Annotated in this window: 12 protein-coding genes; 6 read left to right on the forward strand and 6 right to left on the reverse strand. The window is 64.5% G+C overall.

Annotation, left to right across the window (positions count from 1 at the left end):
* The first annotated feature begins 6 nt into the window (after positions 1-6).
* The 3 genes from NKI66_RS16440 (at position 7) to NKI66_RS16450 (ending at position 3,835) form a co-directional block, all read left to right on the forward strand.
* Positions 7-1,497, forward strand: a complete 1,491-nt coding sequence (locus NKI66_RS16440; protein ID WP_352752281.1) for an efflux transporter outer membrane subunit — start codon at positions 7-9, stop codon at positions 1,495-1,497.
* Between the two features lie 158 nt (positions 1,498-1,655).
* The gene (locus NKI66_RS16445; protein ID WP_023814325.1) at positions 1,656-2,738 is read left to right on the forward strand and encodes a sensor histidine kinase; all 1,083 of its coding nucleotides are present in this window, start codon (positions 1,656-1,658) and stop codon (positions 2,736-2,738) included.
* Positions 2,739-2,953: 215 nt separating this feature from the next.
* Complete coding sequence (locus NKI66_RS16450; protein ID WP_031213978.1) at positions 2,954-3,835, forward strand: EamA family transporter; 882 nt, start codon at positions 2,954-2,956, stop codon at positions 3,833-3,835.
* Between the two features lie 112 nt (positions 3,836-3,947).
* Here NKI66_RS16450 and NKI66_RS16455 read toward each other — a convergent pair whose 3' ends face one another.
* Positions 3,948-5,348, reverse strand: coding sequence for an autotransporter outer membrane beta-barrel domain-containing protein (locus NKI66_RS16455; protein WP_352752358.1), 1,401 nt, complete (start codon positions 5,346-5,348; stop codon positions 3,948-3,950).
* Positions 5,237-7,513 (reverse strand): beta strand repeat-containing protein, encoded by a 2,277-nt coding sequence (locus NKI66_RS16460; RefSeq protein WP_352752283.1) that lies wholly within the window; start codon positions 7,511-7,513, stop codon positions 5,237-5,239. Before NKI66_RS16460 ends, NKI66_RS16455 begins: the two co-directional genes overlap by 112 nt.
* Positions 7,514-7,911: 398 nt before the next feature.
* On the opposite strand from NKI66_RS16460, the gene NKI66_RS16465 reads away from it, so the two are divergent.
* The gene (locus NKI66_RS16465; protein ID WP_155930641.1) at positions 7,912-8,424 is read left to right on the forward strand and encodes a hypothetical protein; all 513 of its coding nucleotides are present in this window, start codon (positions 7,912-7,914) and stop codon (positions 8,422-8,424) included.
* 74 nt (positions 8,425-8,498) lie between these two features.
* Here the strand turns inward: NKI66_RS16465 and NKI66_RS16470 are convergent, their stop codons facing one another.
* Positions 8,499-9,461 carry an AraC family transcriptional regulator gene (locus tag NKI66_RS16470; protein ID WP_352722057.1) on the reverse strand — a complete coding sequence of 321 codons (963 nt, stop codon included), beginning with the start codon at positions 9,459-9,461 and terminating at the stop codon, positions 8,499-8,501.
* Positions 9,462-9,695: 234 nt separating this feature from the next.
* Here NKI66_RS16470 and NKI66_RS16475 point away from each other — a divergent pair, with 234 nt between their 5' ends.
* Together NKI66_RS16475 and NKI66_RS16480 are read left to right on the forward strand one after the other, a co-directional pair.
* Positions 9,696-10,838 carry a helix-turn-helix transcriptional regulator gene (locus NKI66_RS16475; protein WP_023814332.1) on the forward strand — a complete coding sequence of 381 codons (1,143 nt, stop codon included), beginning with the start codon at positions 9,696-9,698 and terminating at the stop codon, positions 10,836-10,838.
* Positions 10,839-11,140: 302 nt separating this feature from the next.
* Positions 11,141-11,851, forward strand: coding sequence for an outer membrane protein (locus NKI66_RS16480; protein WP_023814333.1), 711 nt, complete (start codon positions 11,141-11,143; stop codon positions 11,849-11,851).
* Positions 11,852-12,008: 157 nt separating this feature from the next.
* On the opposite strand, the gene NKI66_RS16485 is transcribed toward NKI66_RS16480, so the two are convergent.
* The 3 genes from NKI66_RS16485 to NKI66_RS16495 are packed head-to-tail and all read right to left on the reverse strand — an operon-like array spanning position 12,009 to position 15,780.
* A complete protein-coding gene (locus NKI66_RS16485; protein WP_023814334.1) occupies positions 12,009-14,324 on the reverse strand; it encodes a xanthine dehydrogenase family protein molybdopterin-binding subunit in 2,316 nt (771 codons plus the stop codon).
* Positions 14,321-15,304, reverse strand: coding sequence for an FAD binding domain-containing protein (locus NKI66_RS16490; RefSeq protein ID WP_023814335.1), 984 nt, complete (start codon positions 15,302-15,304; stop codon positions 14,321-14,323). The genes NKI66_RS16485 and NKI66_RS16490 overlap by 4 nt, the downstream gene beginning before the upstream one ends.
* On the reverse strand, positions 15,301-15,780 hold the full coding sequence (locus NKI66_RS16495) for a (2Fe-2S)-binding protein (RefSeq protein ID WP_023814336.1): 480 nt from the start codon (positions 15,778-15,780) through the stop codon (positions 15,301-15,303). Before NKI66_RS16495 ends, NKI66_RS16490 begins: the two co-directional genes overlap by 4 nt.
* Between the last annotated feature and the right edge of the window lie 31 nt (positions 15,781-15,811).

A 15,811-nucleotide genomic window follows, 5' to 3' on the forward strand; every position in this document is an offset into this window, starting at 1 on the left:
CTTCACATGACAGGCTTGGAACGTGGCTCGGTGGCCGCGAGGCGGCTCCTTGCGTCTATGCTTACCGCTGTCCTGCTCGCGGGATGCGTCGTCGGTCCGGATTATCAGACGCCGATATTGGCGATGCCTGCAAGCTGGAGCGGCCAGAAGCCGACAAAGCCTGCCCAGCCGGCGCAACTGTCGAAATGGTGGCAGCGGCTGCGCGATCCCGAGTTGAACACGCTTGTCGAGGAAGCGGTTGCCGGCAATCTCGATGTCGCCACCGCCAAGGCCAGGATCCGCGAGGCGCGCGCCAGCTATCGCCAGAGTGCAGGCACGTTGCTGCCGTCGGCCGAGGGCTCCGGCTCGGTCTCCCGCAACAAGTCGTCAGAAGCCACGTCTGGCTCTGATGCCACCTACAGCGAGTATCAGGCCGGCTTTGACGCCAGCTGGGAACTCGACCTGTTCGGCGCCAACCGCAGGGGCGTCGAGGCCGCGCGTTACGGGCTGGACGCCTCGCAGGAGGAACTGCGCTCGACGCTTCTCACTCTGGTCGGCGATGTCGCTTCCTATTATACCCAGGCGCGCGGCTACCAGGCCCGCATCGCGCTCGCCCGGCGCTCGGCCGCGTCGCAAAGGCAGACCGCCGAACTTACCCGCACCATGGCGCAGGCGGGCACGGCGACCGCCGCCGATGTCGCCAAGGCGATGGGGCAGGCAGCGAGCACCGAAGCCGCGGTGCCGACGCTGGAGGCAAGCTATGCCCAGGCCGTGCATCGTCTCGCGGTGCTGGCCGGCCGGCCGCCTGCCTCGCTCAGCGAGCGGCTGAAGCGGGTCGCCCCGATCCCTGCACCACGCCTGCCGATGCCCACCGGAATTCCCGCCGACCTCCTGCTTTCGCGGCCCGATTTGCGCATGGCGGAGCGCCAATATGCGCAATACACCGCCAAGATCGGCCAGGCAGAGGCCGCCCGCTATCCCTCGGTCAGCCTGACGGGAGACATCAGCACGGCGGCGCTGAAGCTTGGCGATCTCGGCAAGAATTCGTCGATTGGCTGGTCGTTCGGGCCGACGCTCAGCGTGCCGGTGTTCAATGCCGGCCAATTGCAGGCCGCCGTCGAGGTCGCCAAGGCGCAGCGCGATCAATATTTCATCGCATATCGGTCTTCGGTGCTGACGGCGCTCGAGGATGTCGAGAATGCGCTGGTGCTGTTGTCGCAGGAGCGCATCCGGATCGGCAAGCTCGCCTCGTCGGCGAGGTCCTATGGCGAGGTGGCAAGTCTCGAAGGCACGCTCTACAAGGCCGGCGAGACAAGCCTTCTCGATGTGCTCGACGCCCAGCGCTCTCTCTACTCGGCCGAGGACTCGCTGCTGCAAAGCCGCGTCCTGCTGGCGACCAACTACATCGCCCTCAACAAGGCGTTCGGCGGCGGTTGGGACGGCGCGGTGGACAGTGCCAAGCCTGAGATCGTCGACGTCAGGACCGCGCCAAGGCTGGCGTCGAAGCCGGCCTCCTGAGCGGGCCTCGGTCAAGTATTTCGACGCGGCTACGCAGATTTCGAGATTGTGCGACACACCGCTCGTGGCGGCGCGTGAAATGCCGGCTCGTGCTTTGGCGATGGCGGGGAGATCGCATCGCTGTTATTGATGGTGATCACACAGCACAGGCGTCGCAGATGACATCCGATACACAGAAGGCCGAAGCGGTCGGGCAGCTGCTCGAAACGCCGGACCTTGCCAGCGCGCTGGAAAGCGAACAGTTCAAGAAGTTCCTCGACCAGGTGCCGATCGCCATTGCCGTCTCCGACCTCGGTGCGAAGGAGCGTGTCGTCTATGCCAATCCGGAATTCGAGAAACTGTCCGGCCTCAAGGCGGCGACGCTCGCTCGGCAACACTGGGCGGCGCTTTCCGGCACCGGCCTGCACAAGCAGAAGGGCCGGCCGCTGTTCGAGGCCGTGGTCGAGGACACCGATTTCATCGGCACGTTCCGGCTGGAGCGGAAGGAAGACCAACAGGCGATCGTCGACGTCTATTCCAATGTCATCGAGGACGACAATGGCAAGGCCTGCTTCCGGCTGGTGGCGCTGGTCGACGTCTCTGCCCATGGCGAAACCGAAGATGCGCGATCGATCGATGAGCGCATCCGCGAGAAGGACACGCTGCTGCGCGAACTGCAGCACCGGGTGAAGAACAATCTGCAGATGATCACCGCACTGATCCGGATGGAGACGCGAAACGCGGCCGAGCCGGACCAGAAGCGTTTCGAGAGGCTGGCAGGGCGCGTCGACGCGCTGGCGATCCTCTACCAGACGCTGTCGGGGGACGATGGCAAGGATGAGGTCGATCTCGGCGTCTATCTCAGCCAGATCGCGTCGGCGGTGATGAACTCGCATGCGGTCGAGGGCATCCGCCTCGACATGAAGGTCGACACCTATCCGGTGTCGATCAATGTCGCCATGCCGACCGGACTGGTGGTGAACGAACTTTTGACCAATGCGCTCAAACATGCCTTCCAGGGGCGAGACGGCGGCACGATCACGCTGCACAGCATCGTCGACGGTGATGGCTGCCGCATCGTGATCGCCGATGACGGCATCGGCCTGCCGGACGGCGAGACCTGGCCCAAGAGCGGCAAGCTCGGCGCGCTGATCGCCCGCTCGCTAACCGAGAATGCCAGGGCGGAGTTCGACGTGAAGTCGAGCGCTGCCGAGGGTACGCGGGTCACCATCGTCTTCAAGCGCTCGGCTGCCACCGCCTAAAGCGTTGTCGTTGCGCTCTCACACCTACAGGATCATCTCCAGCTATTCCTTGTCCGCCGCGGCAATGAACGCTTCGCGGCCCGGGAGGCTCATAGCGTGCCTGCAGTCCTTGCCCCAGCAGCCAGTTGCGGCTGCCTCACGACAGGTCGGCCGGTTCGCCCTATCTCCATGCCGCCGGTCGGGTTTGGACCCGGCGGTATGGAGGATGGGATCACGTGACATCGACGCCGATTGCCAGTCGCGAAGCAGCGCCCTTGCCGGTCGCGGCACTGATGGGCGCCATGGTGTCGATCCAGATCGGCGCCACCTTCGCCAAGGGCCTGTTCCCGCAGATCGGCGCGCAAGGCACGACGACGCTCAGGCTGGTCATCGGTGCGCTGATGCTGATCGCGGTGCTGCGGCCCTGGCAGATGCGGCCCTCGCGTGCCACCATGCCGTGGCTGGTCGCCTATGGGGTGACGCTCGCCGCGCTCAATCTCCTGTTCTACGCAGCGCTGGCCAGGATTCCGCTCGGCATCGCGGTGGCGCTGGAGTTTACCGGCCCGCTTCTGGTGGCGACCTTGAGCTCGCGGCGCGCCAGCGACTTTGCCTGGATCGCGCTGGCGGTGGCCGGCATCCTGCTGTTGTCGCCCTTCGTTCATTCCCTCGCGCCGCTTGATCCGATCGGGGTGATGCTGGCGCTGGCGGCCGGCGGGTTTTGGGCGCTCTACATCGTGCTGGCCCAGAAGGCCGGCGCGGAGCTTGGCACTCGCACCACCGCCTACGGCATGGCGATCGCCGCCGTGCTGGTGCTGCCCTTCGGCGTGGCACAGGCGGGAACCGCGCTGCTGGCGCCGTCGATCCTGGTCAGCGCGCTGCTGGTCGGCCTGTTTTCCAGCGCGTTGCCATTCTTCCTTGAGATGGTGGCGCTGACCCGCATGCCGGCGCGCATCTACGGCACGCTGACCTGCCTGGAGCCGGGGCTGGGCGCACTGGCCGGCTTCCTGTTCCTGCATGAAAGCCTGACCGCAACGCAACTGGCCGGGATCGCAGCCGTCGTTGTCGCCGCCTTCGGCACGGCGCTGACATCACGGCCGCCGGTTCCATCGCCGGAGTAGGGTGGGGCGGAGTAGGGTGGGAGGGATATGCGGAATCGTGCCGTAAAGCCGGTCCCGTCGCCGACCGCCGTTCGGGCGTTGCCTTTGTCCGGCCGGCGCGCTTCGTTGCTGTTCAGAACTTGATGCCGAGATCGACCTTGGCGCCCTGATCGACCGTGCCGCCACCGAACTGGCCGGAATAGGACACACCGAGCGTCGCGTTGGCCGACATGTTGAAGTCGAGACCGGCCTCGATGACGGCGCTGTCCCTGGCGATCGGCACGCCGGCGATGCTGAATTGATCGCCGCCGGCGAAGGCGAAGCTGGAGGTCGGCGTGACGTCGCCGAACGCGTGGCGCCAGCCGAGCATGCCGCGCGCCGTGGCGTTCATGCCGCCGAGCGCGAAATCGGTCGAACCGCGCAGGCCCAGCGTGGTGAAGGTCGCATCATCGTTCGAGCCGGCGCTGGTCAGTGCCGCATCGCCACCGTCTTCGGTGAAGCCATCGGTATGGACGCTGACATAGGCCAGATTGGCGAAGGGCTCGAACTTGAATTGTCCGGCATCGGCCCGGTAGGCGAGTTCGCCGAACATTTGCGCGGTGCCGGCATCATAGTCGGCCGACAACCCATCCGTGAAGCCGTTGAAAGCAACCGAGCGTTTGGTCGAAAGGCTGCTCCAGCTGTAGGCAGCACCGGTACGGAAAGCGATGGCGCCCCAGTTGGTGCCACCATAGAGGCCGAGATGATAGCTGTCGCTCTTGCCCGAAGAGTTGCGATCGTCGGCGTCGAAGCTCGAATGGCTGTAGCCGCCGAGCAGGCCGACGCGCCAGCCGCCCACCAGCGTGTCGGCGCCGGCCAGCAGGCCGCCGGTCGAACGATCGAAGGCGGCGGCGTTGCCGTCGCTGTCGGTATTGCCCCACGACCCAAAGGCCTGGCCCCAGACGGCGAAACGGTCGGTGTCGGCCGCGACCATTTCGGGGCCACCTTCGCCATAAGCCATGACCGGCAATGCGGCCGCGCCAACATCGCCGAAAGCGGACATGATACGATTGGTGACTGCGTCGCGAACGAAGCGGCTGTCCTCGACCAGCATGCCCTTGGCCGAGGCGTGGATTTCGCCAGACAGCTGGTCGAAAGCAGCGCGTGCAGAAGCTGCTGTCGGCAGCGCCAGAAGGGCGTCATGGATAGGATTGCCGGCCTCAAGGCTTTCAGCGCCGCCGCCGGTGGCGATTTGGTTGGGTGTCAGCCCGATATCGGTGAAGCCGTACACCAGCACATCGAGATAGGCATTGTTCAAGTCATAGGCATCCGTCACCGACAGGAACGCGGTGCTGGTGATCCCCGTCACAGAGGCGAACTCGCCGGTGAGTCCCAGATCGGCGGTCAGCACGGTGTAGCGGCCGGCGGTGATGCCTTGCGCCGTCACCGCCAGGGTCGAGCCGGTGATGGTGGCAGTGCCGGTGGTGTGAAGGAGATCCGACTGAAGTGCGGCGTTGATGTCGACGGCGTAGGTCGAACCGGCCGCCAGAGCCACAGTGGCGGCAAGCTCCGTGCGGTCGCCGGCGCCGCCATCCTGCATGGTGAGACGTCCGGCATTGGACAGCAACTCGAGCCCGCTGAAGGTGGTGGTCTCTGCGTTGCGCCATTGCTGGCGGTTCTGAGAGAGGCTGCGGCTGTATTCGTCACGGTGTCGATGCCGGCGCCGAACAGGCTGGTGCCGCCGGTTGTCCAGGTAGCGTGGTTGGTCAGGAGGTCGGCATAACCGCCAAGCTCCACCCGGCCGGTCAGTGCACCGCCATTGAGAATTGTCGTGGCACCATCAGAGGTAGTGATGGCCAGCGCCGCGGCCGTCAGGGCGGTGTTGTGCGTCGCGCCGGAAAGGGTGATGCCGATCGCATTGCCGCTGTTCGATTGCGCCGAAATCGCGGCGATATCGCCTTCGACCGTGCCGTTGGTGATGATGCCGATCGCGCCCGTGCCGTTGTTGAGGGTGCGGATGCCGGTGGTCCCCGAGACATCGCCCGCGGTCACGTTGACCGCACCCGAGCCCGCTGCCTTGGTCTGCCGGGCGATGATGGCCGTGTTGCCGGTGGACGCCACGTCGCCCGCCGTTATGGTGACGGCGGCGCCGGCCGACTGCGCATAGATGCCGTTCCCGCTGGTCGCGGTGACCGGACCGACCGTGGTCACCGTGGTCGAGCCCGATCCGAAGTTCTCGGCGTCGATGCCGAACCGGGCGTCGATGGAGCCGTTGGCGGTCACGTCGATGTTGCCGGTCCCCGAAGCGTTGAGGATCGCGGCCACCATGCCGGCATTGCCCGCCTGGAGGTTGCCGTTGGCGACCTCCGTGATATCGGCGGTCGTCGACTGGGTCTGGACGTCGATGGCGTCCTTGCCCGCGGTGAGTGCGGTCACCGCGCCCGTGGTGACGCTGATGTCGCCGCCGGCCGCCGTATCGCGCACGACGAAGCCTTCGCCGCCGGTGGAGCTGCTCGCGCCGGAGATGTCGACCGTGACCGTGCCCGAGCCGTTGTTCTGGATGGTCGCAGCGTTGCCGGTCCCGCCGACGAACCCGCCGGCGCCGGTGACGCTGATGTCGCCCGCACCGCCGGTGCCGCCGGTCAGCGACAGGCCGATCGTGGCGCCGGTCACCGTGTCGGCGACGCTCACGCTCACCGCGCCGTTGCCGGTCGCCTTGATGCCCTCGGCAAGTGTGCCGGTCACCGTGCCATTGGCGGTGATGCCGATCGCGCCGGTGCCGTAGTTGGTTGCCTCGATGCCGGTCGTCCCCGAGACATCGCCCGCGGTCACGTTGACCGCACCCGAGCCCGCTGCCTTGGTCTGCCGGGCGATGATGGCCGTGTTGCCGGTGGACGCCACGTCGCCCGCCGTTATGGTGACGGCGGCGCCGGCCGACTGCGCATAGATGCCGTTCCCGCTGGTCGCGGTGACCGGACCGACCGTGGTCACCGTGGTCGAGCCCGATCCGAAGTTCTCGGCGTCGATGCCGAACCGGGCGTCGATGGAGCCGTTGGCGGTCACGTCGATGTTGCCGGTCCCCGAAGCGTTGAGGATCGCGGCCACCATGCCGGCATTGCCCGCCTGGAGGTTGCCGTTGGCGACCTCCGTGATATCGGCGGTCGTCGACTGGGTCTGGACGTCGATGGCATCCTTGCCCGCGGTCAGTGCGGTGACAGCGCCCGTGGTCACCGAAATGCCGGTGCTGGTCGCGACGTCGCGGACAGTAATACCTTCGCCTGCCGCCGAAAAGATATTGCCGGAGACGTTAATGTCTATCGAGCCGACACCGCCGGTCTGCGTCGCATCGAACGCGTTGCCGGCGCCATGGTTGATGATGTTTCCACCCGTGTAGGTGATGGCGCCGCCAGCCGCCGAGACCGACAGGGCCGCCGTGCCGCCCGCGGTCGGCGTGTTGCCGGCATCGACGCTGATCGTGCCATTGTTGGTGACGGTGACGCCGCCGGTGTCGGCGTTGGAAACCGCAAGGCCATAACCGCTCACCGTCGTTCCCGGATCGACGGTGACGATGACTGGTGTGGGCAACAAGTTCTGATAGTTGCGGTCGTTGGGTGCGTCAGCGGGAAATGTCGTGTCGGTGGTGGAGGTCGTGTCGCATTGGACAGTGACGGCACCGACGAGACAATCCGCCCAGGCTTGGCCGGACGCCAGCAGACTCACGCCCGCGGCCGCAGCAATCCCGATGGCGGATCGCAGCGCAAGCTGGCTCGCCTGTGAACGCAGGTTGCTCTGTCGGGCTGAATTCGAGGGGGTCTGGCTTAGGTCCGAAGGCCTAAGACCGGCGGAATCTTGAACACGCCCCATGATTTGCCCCTCGCAGCCAATTCATGCGACCCCGGATCAGTCCGGGGCTGACTTGCCTGATAGAAATCTCTAATGTGATGCTTGGAGTTATGTCAACTGAGTACCTGAGAAAATACCAAATACAAAACGTTCCATTCCAAACTCTTCTTCGAGGAACAACTAGCAACGCTATCGTGCAGACGTCACTGTGAGCTTCTCAAATTTCGATTTCGAATCGCTGAACGTCGTACGGGAGTGGTTCAGTTGCGAGGGCGGTGTTTTATTTCTGGAATCAACCGGCCAAATCTAAAAAACTTAAGTCAACCCTTGTCCAGGGCGGCACTGAAGTTGTCACCTGGCGCACAAGTATTTCCGGCTCTGGACAGATCGTGATCTGGTCCAATACGGTGCGTGTCGAAATGAAGACTGCGATTCTGGAAAAGGCCGGTCGTCCCTTGCAAAAGAACGTCTTCTCATCGGCGGATTTGCCGTCGCATCTGGATTATCGCGCGCGCTTCGCGCTTGGCAGGACATTCGCCGGCGATGGTGAAGAGATCGCCGCCGGCAAAAGCGAACGTCGAGGTCGGCGTGACATCACCGAAGGCATGGCGTCAGCCGAGCATGCCGCGCGCCGTCGCCTTGATTCGCCGAGGCCCAAATCGGTGGAAGCACGCAGGCTGAGCGTGATGAAGGTGGCGTCGGTGGTTGAATTCGCGCTGGTCAGCGCCGCAGATCCGCCCGTTTCGCTGAAGCCGTCGATCGGCCATCGCATTCGGAGGCGCCATTGATCGCCGCCGGATCTCGGCTTTTGACGGAGAGGTAATCGGAATCGAGTCGTGTGTAGGTTTCCGGGTCTCCGGTTCTATCTGGCGCTCGTCGGCGTGTAGCCGAAGCGGCGGCGAAAGCAGCGATTGAAGTACGACACATCGCTGAAGCCACTGGTCATGGCAATTTCGCTGACGCGCATCTCGCCATTCTGTCTCTGCGAAAGCATTTTGTGGGCCGTCTGCAGGCGCAGTTCGAGAACGCGCTCGGAGAAGCTGATACCCGACTTCTGCAAAAGATTGTGAACATAGCGCGCCGACAGGCCGAGTTCCTGTGCGACGCCTTGCGCCGAGATGCCGGGCTTGGCGAAATTGTCCGCGATCTTCACCAGGACCGCTTGCAACCTGGCTGCCCGCAGACCGCGCAAGCCGGCCAGTTCGGCAACCTCACCCTTGGCACCTGTCACCAGACCGATCAGATCGACGATCGTTTCCGTCGCGTGCGCAATAAGATCGGGCGAGATGAGAGGGCGGCCGGTTTCAAGAAGTTGGCAATAACGCTTGAGAAGATCGAGAGCTTCGTTCTCGGCGCCGATCTTCAACGCCAGCCTGTCGTCGATCTGCGGGAAGGCCCGTGCGAGGACGCTGCGCGGGACCACCACGTTTGTCCACACATTGCTGTCGGCGCCGGCCATTTTCAGCGCTTCCGATGCTGTGACCAGCACCGCTTCTCCCTGCCCGACATCATAGTCGCGGCCGGCCTGGACGCCGGTCAACAGTGTGTCGGATTTGTTGATCAGCAGGAGATAACCGCCGTTGCCGTCATCGGCGATATTGCTCGCGTTCCTCGTCGCATGCTTGATCGTTCCGGACATCTGGCCAAGAACCAGTGATCCGACAGCTGTGGCTTCGATCGCAGTTTCGAAAGGCAGGTTGTCCGACATGCCGTATTCGACCGACCATATCTGCGCGACATGGATGTCTTGCCAGAGGGAAAATCGATCGCGATCATTGAGATGCGACGGCAGTTGAGCCGATGAAAACACCGTCTTTCGTGACAATGGAACACCCCGATACCCACAGCTTCAGAGAATATCGAAACGAAATGTTTCCTGATCCTGGAACATTGATCGTTTGGCGTTCAACTGATCGAATTAGATATATAATCCAGCATGATCACGCATGGCGTCACCCGAAAGTATGACGCGGCAAATCCTCCGAGGTGAGATTGCCTCTTTTACAACAAACGGCGGCCCGCCCATCCGGGGAGGTGGGCACGTCAGGAAACTGGGGGCGTGGTGGAGAGACTGAGCAGCGAGGTCCTTTCGTCGATCATCGGCGATATCTACGATTGCGTTTTGAATCCGGAAGGCTGGGCCGGGGTAATGATCCGGATCACGGAGGCTGTAGACGCAGCCTATACCACCGTCGCGCTTGCCAGTACTGCCGGCAATCATGGCCGCTTCGCGGCCCAATCGCCCTGGGATCCCGTGCAAATGCGCGTGCTCCAGGAGGACTATGACTTTGACGCAATTCCCGGACTGAAGGCCGCGGTTGTCGGCGACATCGACACACCCGTTGCGACGCTGTCGCATATGAGCGAAGCCGAACTCCAGCAGACGCCATTTTTCCAGAATTGGGCCAAACCGCAGGGATTGCGCGAAGCCTGCATCACCAAATTCGTCCATACGCCGGACCGGATCGGGCTCATGGGCTGCACTACGCGGGCCGACAGGGGAATCATATCAGCTGAAGAACAGCGCTTCCTGGCATTGCTCTCGCCGCACCTGCGCCGTGCGTCGCTGATTGGAGATCTGCTCGATCAGGCCCGCGTTACCGCCGACCTTTACCGCCAGGCGCTCGATCATCTCGCCGTGCCTGTCGTGCTTACCGGCGCCAACGGAGCAATCCTCCATGCGAATGGGGCTGCCGAACGGATGTTTTCGCTGCAAGGGCCCATTTTTTCCAGGAACGGTCTGCTCCAGGTGCAGAATTCGGCGGTGGCCCGCGCCCTGCTGGATGCAATCGCCAGTGCCGCGAGCGCGGATGCCTCGCTTGGCTCCCGCGGTATAGGCCTGCCCATTTCGGCCCCAGGTCAGCCGCCCGCCGTCGCCTATATATTGCCGTTGACCGAAGGAACCGCTCGCGCTGCTTTCCGGCCCGCATGTGCCGCCGTCTTCGTTTCGACCACGACGTCTTCTTCTCCACTCCCGGAAGCCGTTCTCGCCACTCTGTTCGACCTTACGCCCGCGGAGGCGCGGGTCCTGCTGCGCATCGGCAGCGGATTGTCCGCGTCCAAGAGCGCGCTGGCGCTCGGTGTCGGCGAAAACACTTTGAAGACCCACCTCAACCGCATCTTCGCCAAAACCGGCACGAGACGCCAAGCCGATCTCGTCAAACTCGTTTCGGACATAGGCACGCCGCTGGCAGCTCAGTGAAGGGCGCCGATCGCCGGGGACCCAACATCCTCGTCGACGCGCACCTCGATGAACGCGCGCCAGCCGTAGCGGGAATGGTTGCCGTCAGGCTCCGCGCTGGGCAGTGCCAGCTGGTGTCATTCGACTGAGGCTGAATGGCCACACCGGCCGAAAAAGCGTGGCATTGCATTTCAGGACAATTCGCGTGCGGCCCAGCCCAAGACACGTCCGACGGACAATGCGACATCGGGGCGGCGACAACACCGGATCTCCGCGAGGCATTCGCGGCGGGGACCACAACATTCTTGGGGCGGTAGACAACAATGAAAACTCTTCTTCTCGCAACGGCCTTGATTCTCGCGCCGCTCGGTATGGCGTGTGCGGCTGATATCAATGAGGTTTCGCCTGTTGCATCCGGCTACGACTGGTCCGGACTCTATGCCGGCGTCGACATCGGCTACGCGGCCGGAAAATCCAATCTGTTCATCGCCGGCGGCGGACTGGGCGGGGCCACCGATCTCAATGTCTCCACCGATCCGAACGGATTTATCGGCGGTGTCCATATAGGCGCCAATTACCAGATGGAGAACAGCTTCGTGATCGGCGCCGAGGCCGACATTGTGTACAGCAATATAGATGGGCTGACGGCCCTCGACGCCGGCGGCGGCGGTGTCACCACCTTGCTCAAGAGCGAACTCAAATGGTCGGGGTCGGCGCGGTTGCGGGCCGGCTATGCTTTCGATCGGACCTTGCCCTACATCACTGCCGGCGTCGCCGCGGCCAAGTATGAGCTTATTGCGGTCAGCGCCGGTGGCCCTGCCGCCGAAGTAACGCTCCACAGCGACAGCCATGTCGGCTGGACCGTTGGCGCCGGCATCGAGCACGCCTTCACCGACAAGTGGATCGCTCGAGCCGAATATCGCTACTCGGATTTCGGCAGCCAGGACCTCTCGGTAGCCGCCGGCCTGCCCACGGAAACCCATGTCGACCTCCAGACGCAGGATATCCGGGTCGGGCTCAGCTACAAGTTCTGATTGCTGGTGCTACAAATCTCCCTCGGGAGATGGCCGGCAGGCCAGGGGCGGCGGGGCTCGGCCTGCTGCCGCAGACGGGGTCGGCGCACTACACGCGGCGACCCCCCTCTGTTGCCTCTGGCGACATCTCCCTCGAGTGGGAGATCAGCCACCGCCCTCAGATTAGCTTCTCCAGTGTGATCGGCAGATCCCTGATCCTCTTTCCCGTCGCATGGAACACCGCGTTGGCAATCGCCGGCGCCACGCCGACAATGGCCAGTTCGCCGACGCCTTTGCCGCCGAGCACGGAGGAATGCGGGTCGGGGATGCCGACCGAGATCACCTCGATGTCGGGAATGTCGGCGTTGGTTGGCACGAGATAGTCGGCGAGGTTGTTGTTGACGACGCGGCCGTGGCGGCGGTCGACGATGCCCTCTTCCAGCAGTGCCTGGCCGATGCCCATGATGATGCCACCCTTCCACTGGCTTTCGGCCAGCTTGGGATTGTAGAGCCGGCCCGAATCCAGTGCCGACACCACGCGTGACACGCGCACCGTGCCGAAATCCTCGTCGACCCGCACCTCGATGAAATGCGCGCACCAGGAGTGGCGGGAATAGTCGCCCTCGGTGTGCGGCACCGACATGGCGATGGTGGTGTAGTTCTTGTAGCGATCCTCTGGCGTCGAATTGGCCGGCATGGTGTCGCCGGTGGCTTCGATGTGGTCGCGGCCGACGCTTTTGAGCAGTTCGGCGATCGAGACATCGGGACCGTCGCCGCGCGGCGAGGCGATGCGGCCGTTGGCGACGACCAAGGTGTTGGCCTGCAGCGCATAAAAGGGCGAGCGCGGATCGCTGATGGCGAGGCCGATCAGCTGGTCGAGCGCCGAGGTCGCCGCCTTGTAGACCGCACCCGTCATGACGCCGGCAAGCCGCGAACCGCCGGTGACGCCGGCGCGGGGGAAACGGGAGTCGCCGAGCTTCACCACCACGTCGTCGGCTCGCACGCCGACCGTTTCGGCGGCGGTCTGCGCCAGGATGGTGTAGGTTCCTTGACCCATGTCGATCGACGAGCTTTCGACCTCGACCGAGCCGTCGGCCAGGATACGCACGATCGCCTCGCCATAGGCGCGCCGAACCGGATAGGTGCCGGCTGCGACTCCCCAGCCGATCAGCTGGTTGCCGTCGCGGATCGAGCGCGGTTCGGGCGAGCGCCTGGCCCAGCCGAAGCGCTCCGCGCCTGCGGCAAAAGCCTCGCGCAACTGTCTGGTCGACCAGGCTTTCTTGGCATGCGGGTCCTGTTCGGCATAATTTCTCAGCCGAATCTCCAGGGGGTCGATGCCGACCTCGTAGGCGAGTTCGTCGATGGCGCTTTCGATGCCGAAGGCCGAAGGGTTTTCGCCCGGCGCGCGCATGGCGCCCGGCACTACCGAATTCACCCGCACGACATTCTGCCTGGAGGAGAAATTCGGCGTCGCGTACATGATCGAGATGACCGATCCGAGCGGCTCGACCCACATGCCGTCCATCGACGTCTCGTTGATGCCACGATGCACGATCGACTGGATTTTTCCTTGCGCGTCGGCGCCAATCGTCACCGTCTGGCGCGTCGCCGCGCGGCCACCATAGCCGGTAAAGGTCTGCGGCCGCGTCATCACCAGGCGCACCGGCCGGCCGAGCATTCTGGCGGCACATGCGGCCACCGCGCCATGGCTGAGCGCCAGCGCCTTGGAGCCGAAGCCACCGCCAATATAGGGCGAGACCAGCCGCACATTCTCGAACGGCACGCCGAACCATTCGGCATAGGTGCGCGCCATCCCGTCCAGCCACTGGCTCGGCTCCCATACGGTGAGCTTATCGCCTTCCCAGCGCGCGATCAGCCCATGCGGCTCTATCGGCGCCTGGTATTCGCGCGGCGTGTTGTAGGCGGCGCAGATGCGGACCGGTGCCGACGCGAACGCACCTTGCGCATCGCCCCATTCCTTGGTCATGGCGTCGATCGGGATGCCGTCGCCGGCCTTGACATCGCTGAGGTCGACGATGGCGGGCGTCTCGTCATAGCTGACCTTGACCAGTGCTGCCGCCGCCACCGCCTGTTCGAAGGTCTCGGCGACGACAGCGGCGACATGCTGGCCCGAAAAAGTGATGTCGCGCGCAAGCGGGCAATAGGGCTTGTCGGGCGGCGGTGTGCCGAACCAGTCCGCCGCGGTCCTCAGGCTGATGATGGTGTCCGGCGTCAGCACCTGCAGCACGCCGGGCGCCGCCTCGGCGGCCTTGGTGTCGATCGCGCGCACCTTGCCGGATGCAATCGTGCTCTCGACCAGTACGGCGTAGGCGAGGCCTTCGAGCTGCTGCTCGACGGCGTATTTGGCCGCACCCGTGATCTTGGCCGGGCCGTCGACGCGCGACAGCCGGCCGCCGACGGCTTCGGCAAAAGCGCCGTCGGACGCATCGCCGTGTCTTCCGACGTGAACGGTGCTTGCGATGTGAACGGTCATGCCGTTTCTCCCAATTTGAGGATGGCGCGCGCGACGACGCGCGGCGCGAGCTCGATCTTGTAGTGGTTGGCGCCATGGTCGACGGCGCCTTCGACAGCGAGCAGGCTGGCGGACCGCACGGTTTCCGGCTCCAGCGCCTTGCCCTTCAGCGCGTCTTCCACGGTCCGCGCCCGCCATGGTTTCGTCGCGACACCGCCGAGTGCGACGCACAAATCGCGGATCGTTCGGCCGTCAGGTTCGAACTCGATACCGACCGCCGCGCTCGCGGCGGCAAACTCATAGGATTGCCGGTCGCGGATTTTCAGGTAGGTCGACCGCCGGGCAGCGGCCGAGCCGGGGATTTCAATGGCGGTGATCATCTCGCCCGGTTCAATCGCATGTTCCCTATCCGGCGTGGTGCCGGGCAGCAGGAAAAAGTCGTCGACCGGGATCTGGCGCTCGCCCAGATGCACGATCGCATCGAAGGCGACCAGCGCCACGGCCAGGTCACCCGGATACATGGCGATGCAGGCCTCGCTGGTGCCGAGTACGGCATGGCCACGGGTAACGCCGCCGATCGCCGAACAGCCAGAGCCGGGCTCACGCTTGTTGCAGGCAGGGAAATTCGCGGGATCGCGGAAATAGGGGCAGCGCGTGCGCTGCATCAGATTGCCGCCGATGGTCGCCATGTTGCGGATCTGCGCGGAAGCCGCCTGCCACAGGGCTTCCGACACCGCAGGAAAGCGGCTCTTGATGTCGGCATGGTCGGCGACATGGCTCATCCTGGCCAGCGCGCCGATGGTGGCGCCGCGTTCGTCCACCTCGATGCTGTCCAATCCCTTGAGATGAGCGATGTCGACCAGTGTCTCGGGCTCGGCGACGCCGCATTTGGCGAGATCGATCAGCGTGGTGCCGCCGGCCAAGAGCATGGCGCCGGGCAGGGCGGCCGCCTGGCGTGCCGCATCGACCGAGCTGGCGCGAAAATAGGAAAGGTCCCTCATGATGCGACCTCCAAGGCGGCTTGGCGAATGGCGGCGACGATGTGCGGATAGGCGCCGCAGCGGCAGAGATTGCCGGCCATGTATTCGCGGATCTCGTCGTCGGAGCCGGCATGGCCTTCCCGGATGCAAGCGACCGCCGACATGATCTGGCCCGGCGTGCAATAGCCGCACTGGAAAGCGTCGTGCTCAAGGAAGGCAGCCTGCACGGGATGCATTTCGCCCTCCCGTGCAAGCCCCTCTATGGTGGTGACGGTGCGGCCCTCGACCTGAGCGGCCAGCGTCAGGCAAGCCAGTACACGCTCGCCGTCGATATGCACCGTGCAGGCGCCGCACTGGCCGTGGTCGCAGCCCTTCTTGGTGCCGGTCAGGCCGAGCCGGTCGCGCAAGGCGTCGAGCAGCGTGACGCGCGGCTCGAGTTGCAGATCGTGATGATGACCGTTGATATCGAGATGAACTGGGATCGTTGTTTTGGTCATGGGCGTCTGGCTCCAGTGCTTGACGCGAAGT

Source organism: Mesorhizobium sp. M0518, from assembly GCF_040321125.1.
Lineage (GTDB): Bacteria > Pseudomonadota > Alphaproteobacteria > Rhizobiales > Rhizobiaceae > Mesorhizobium.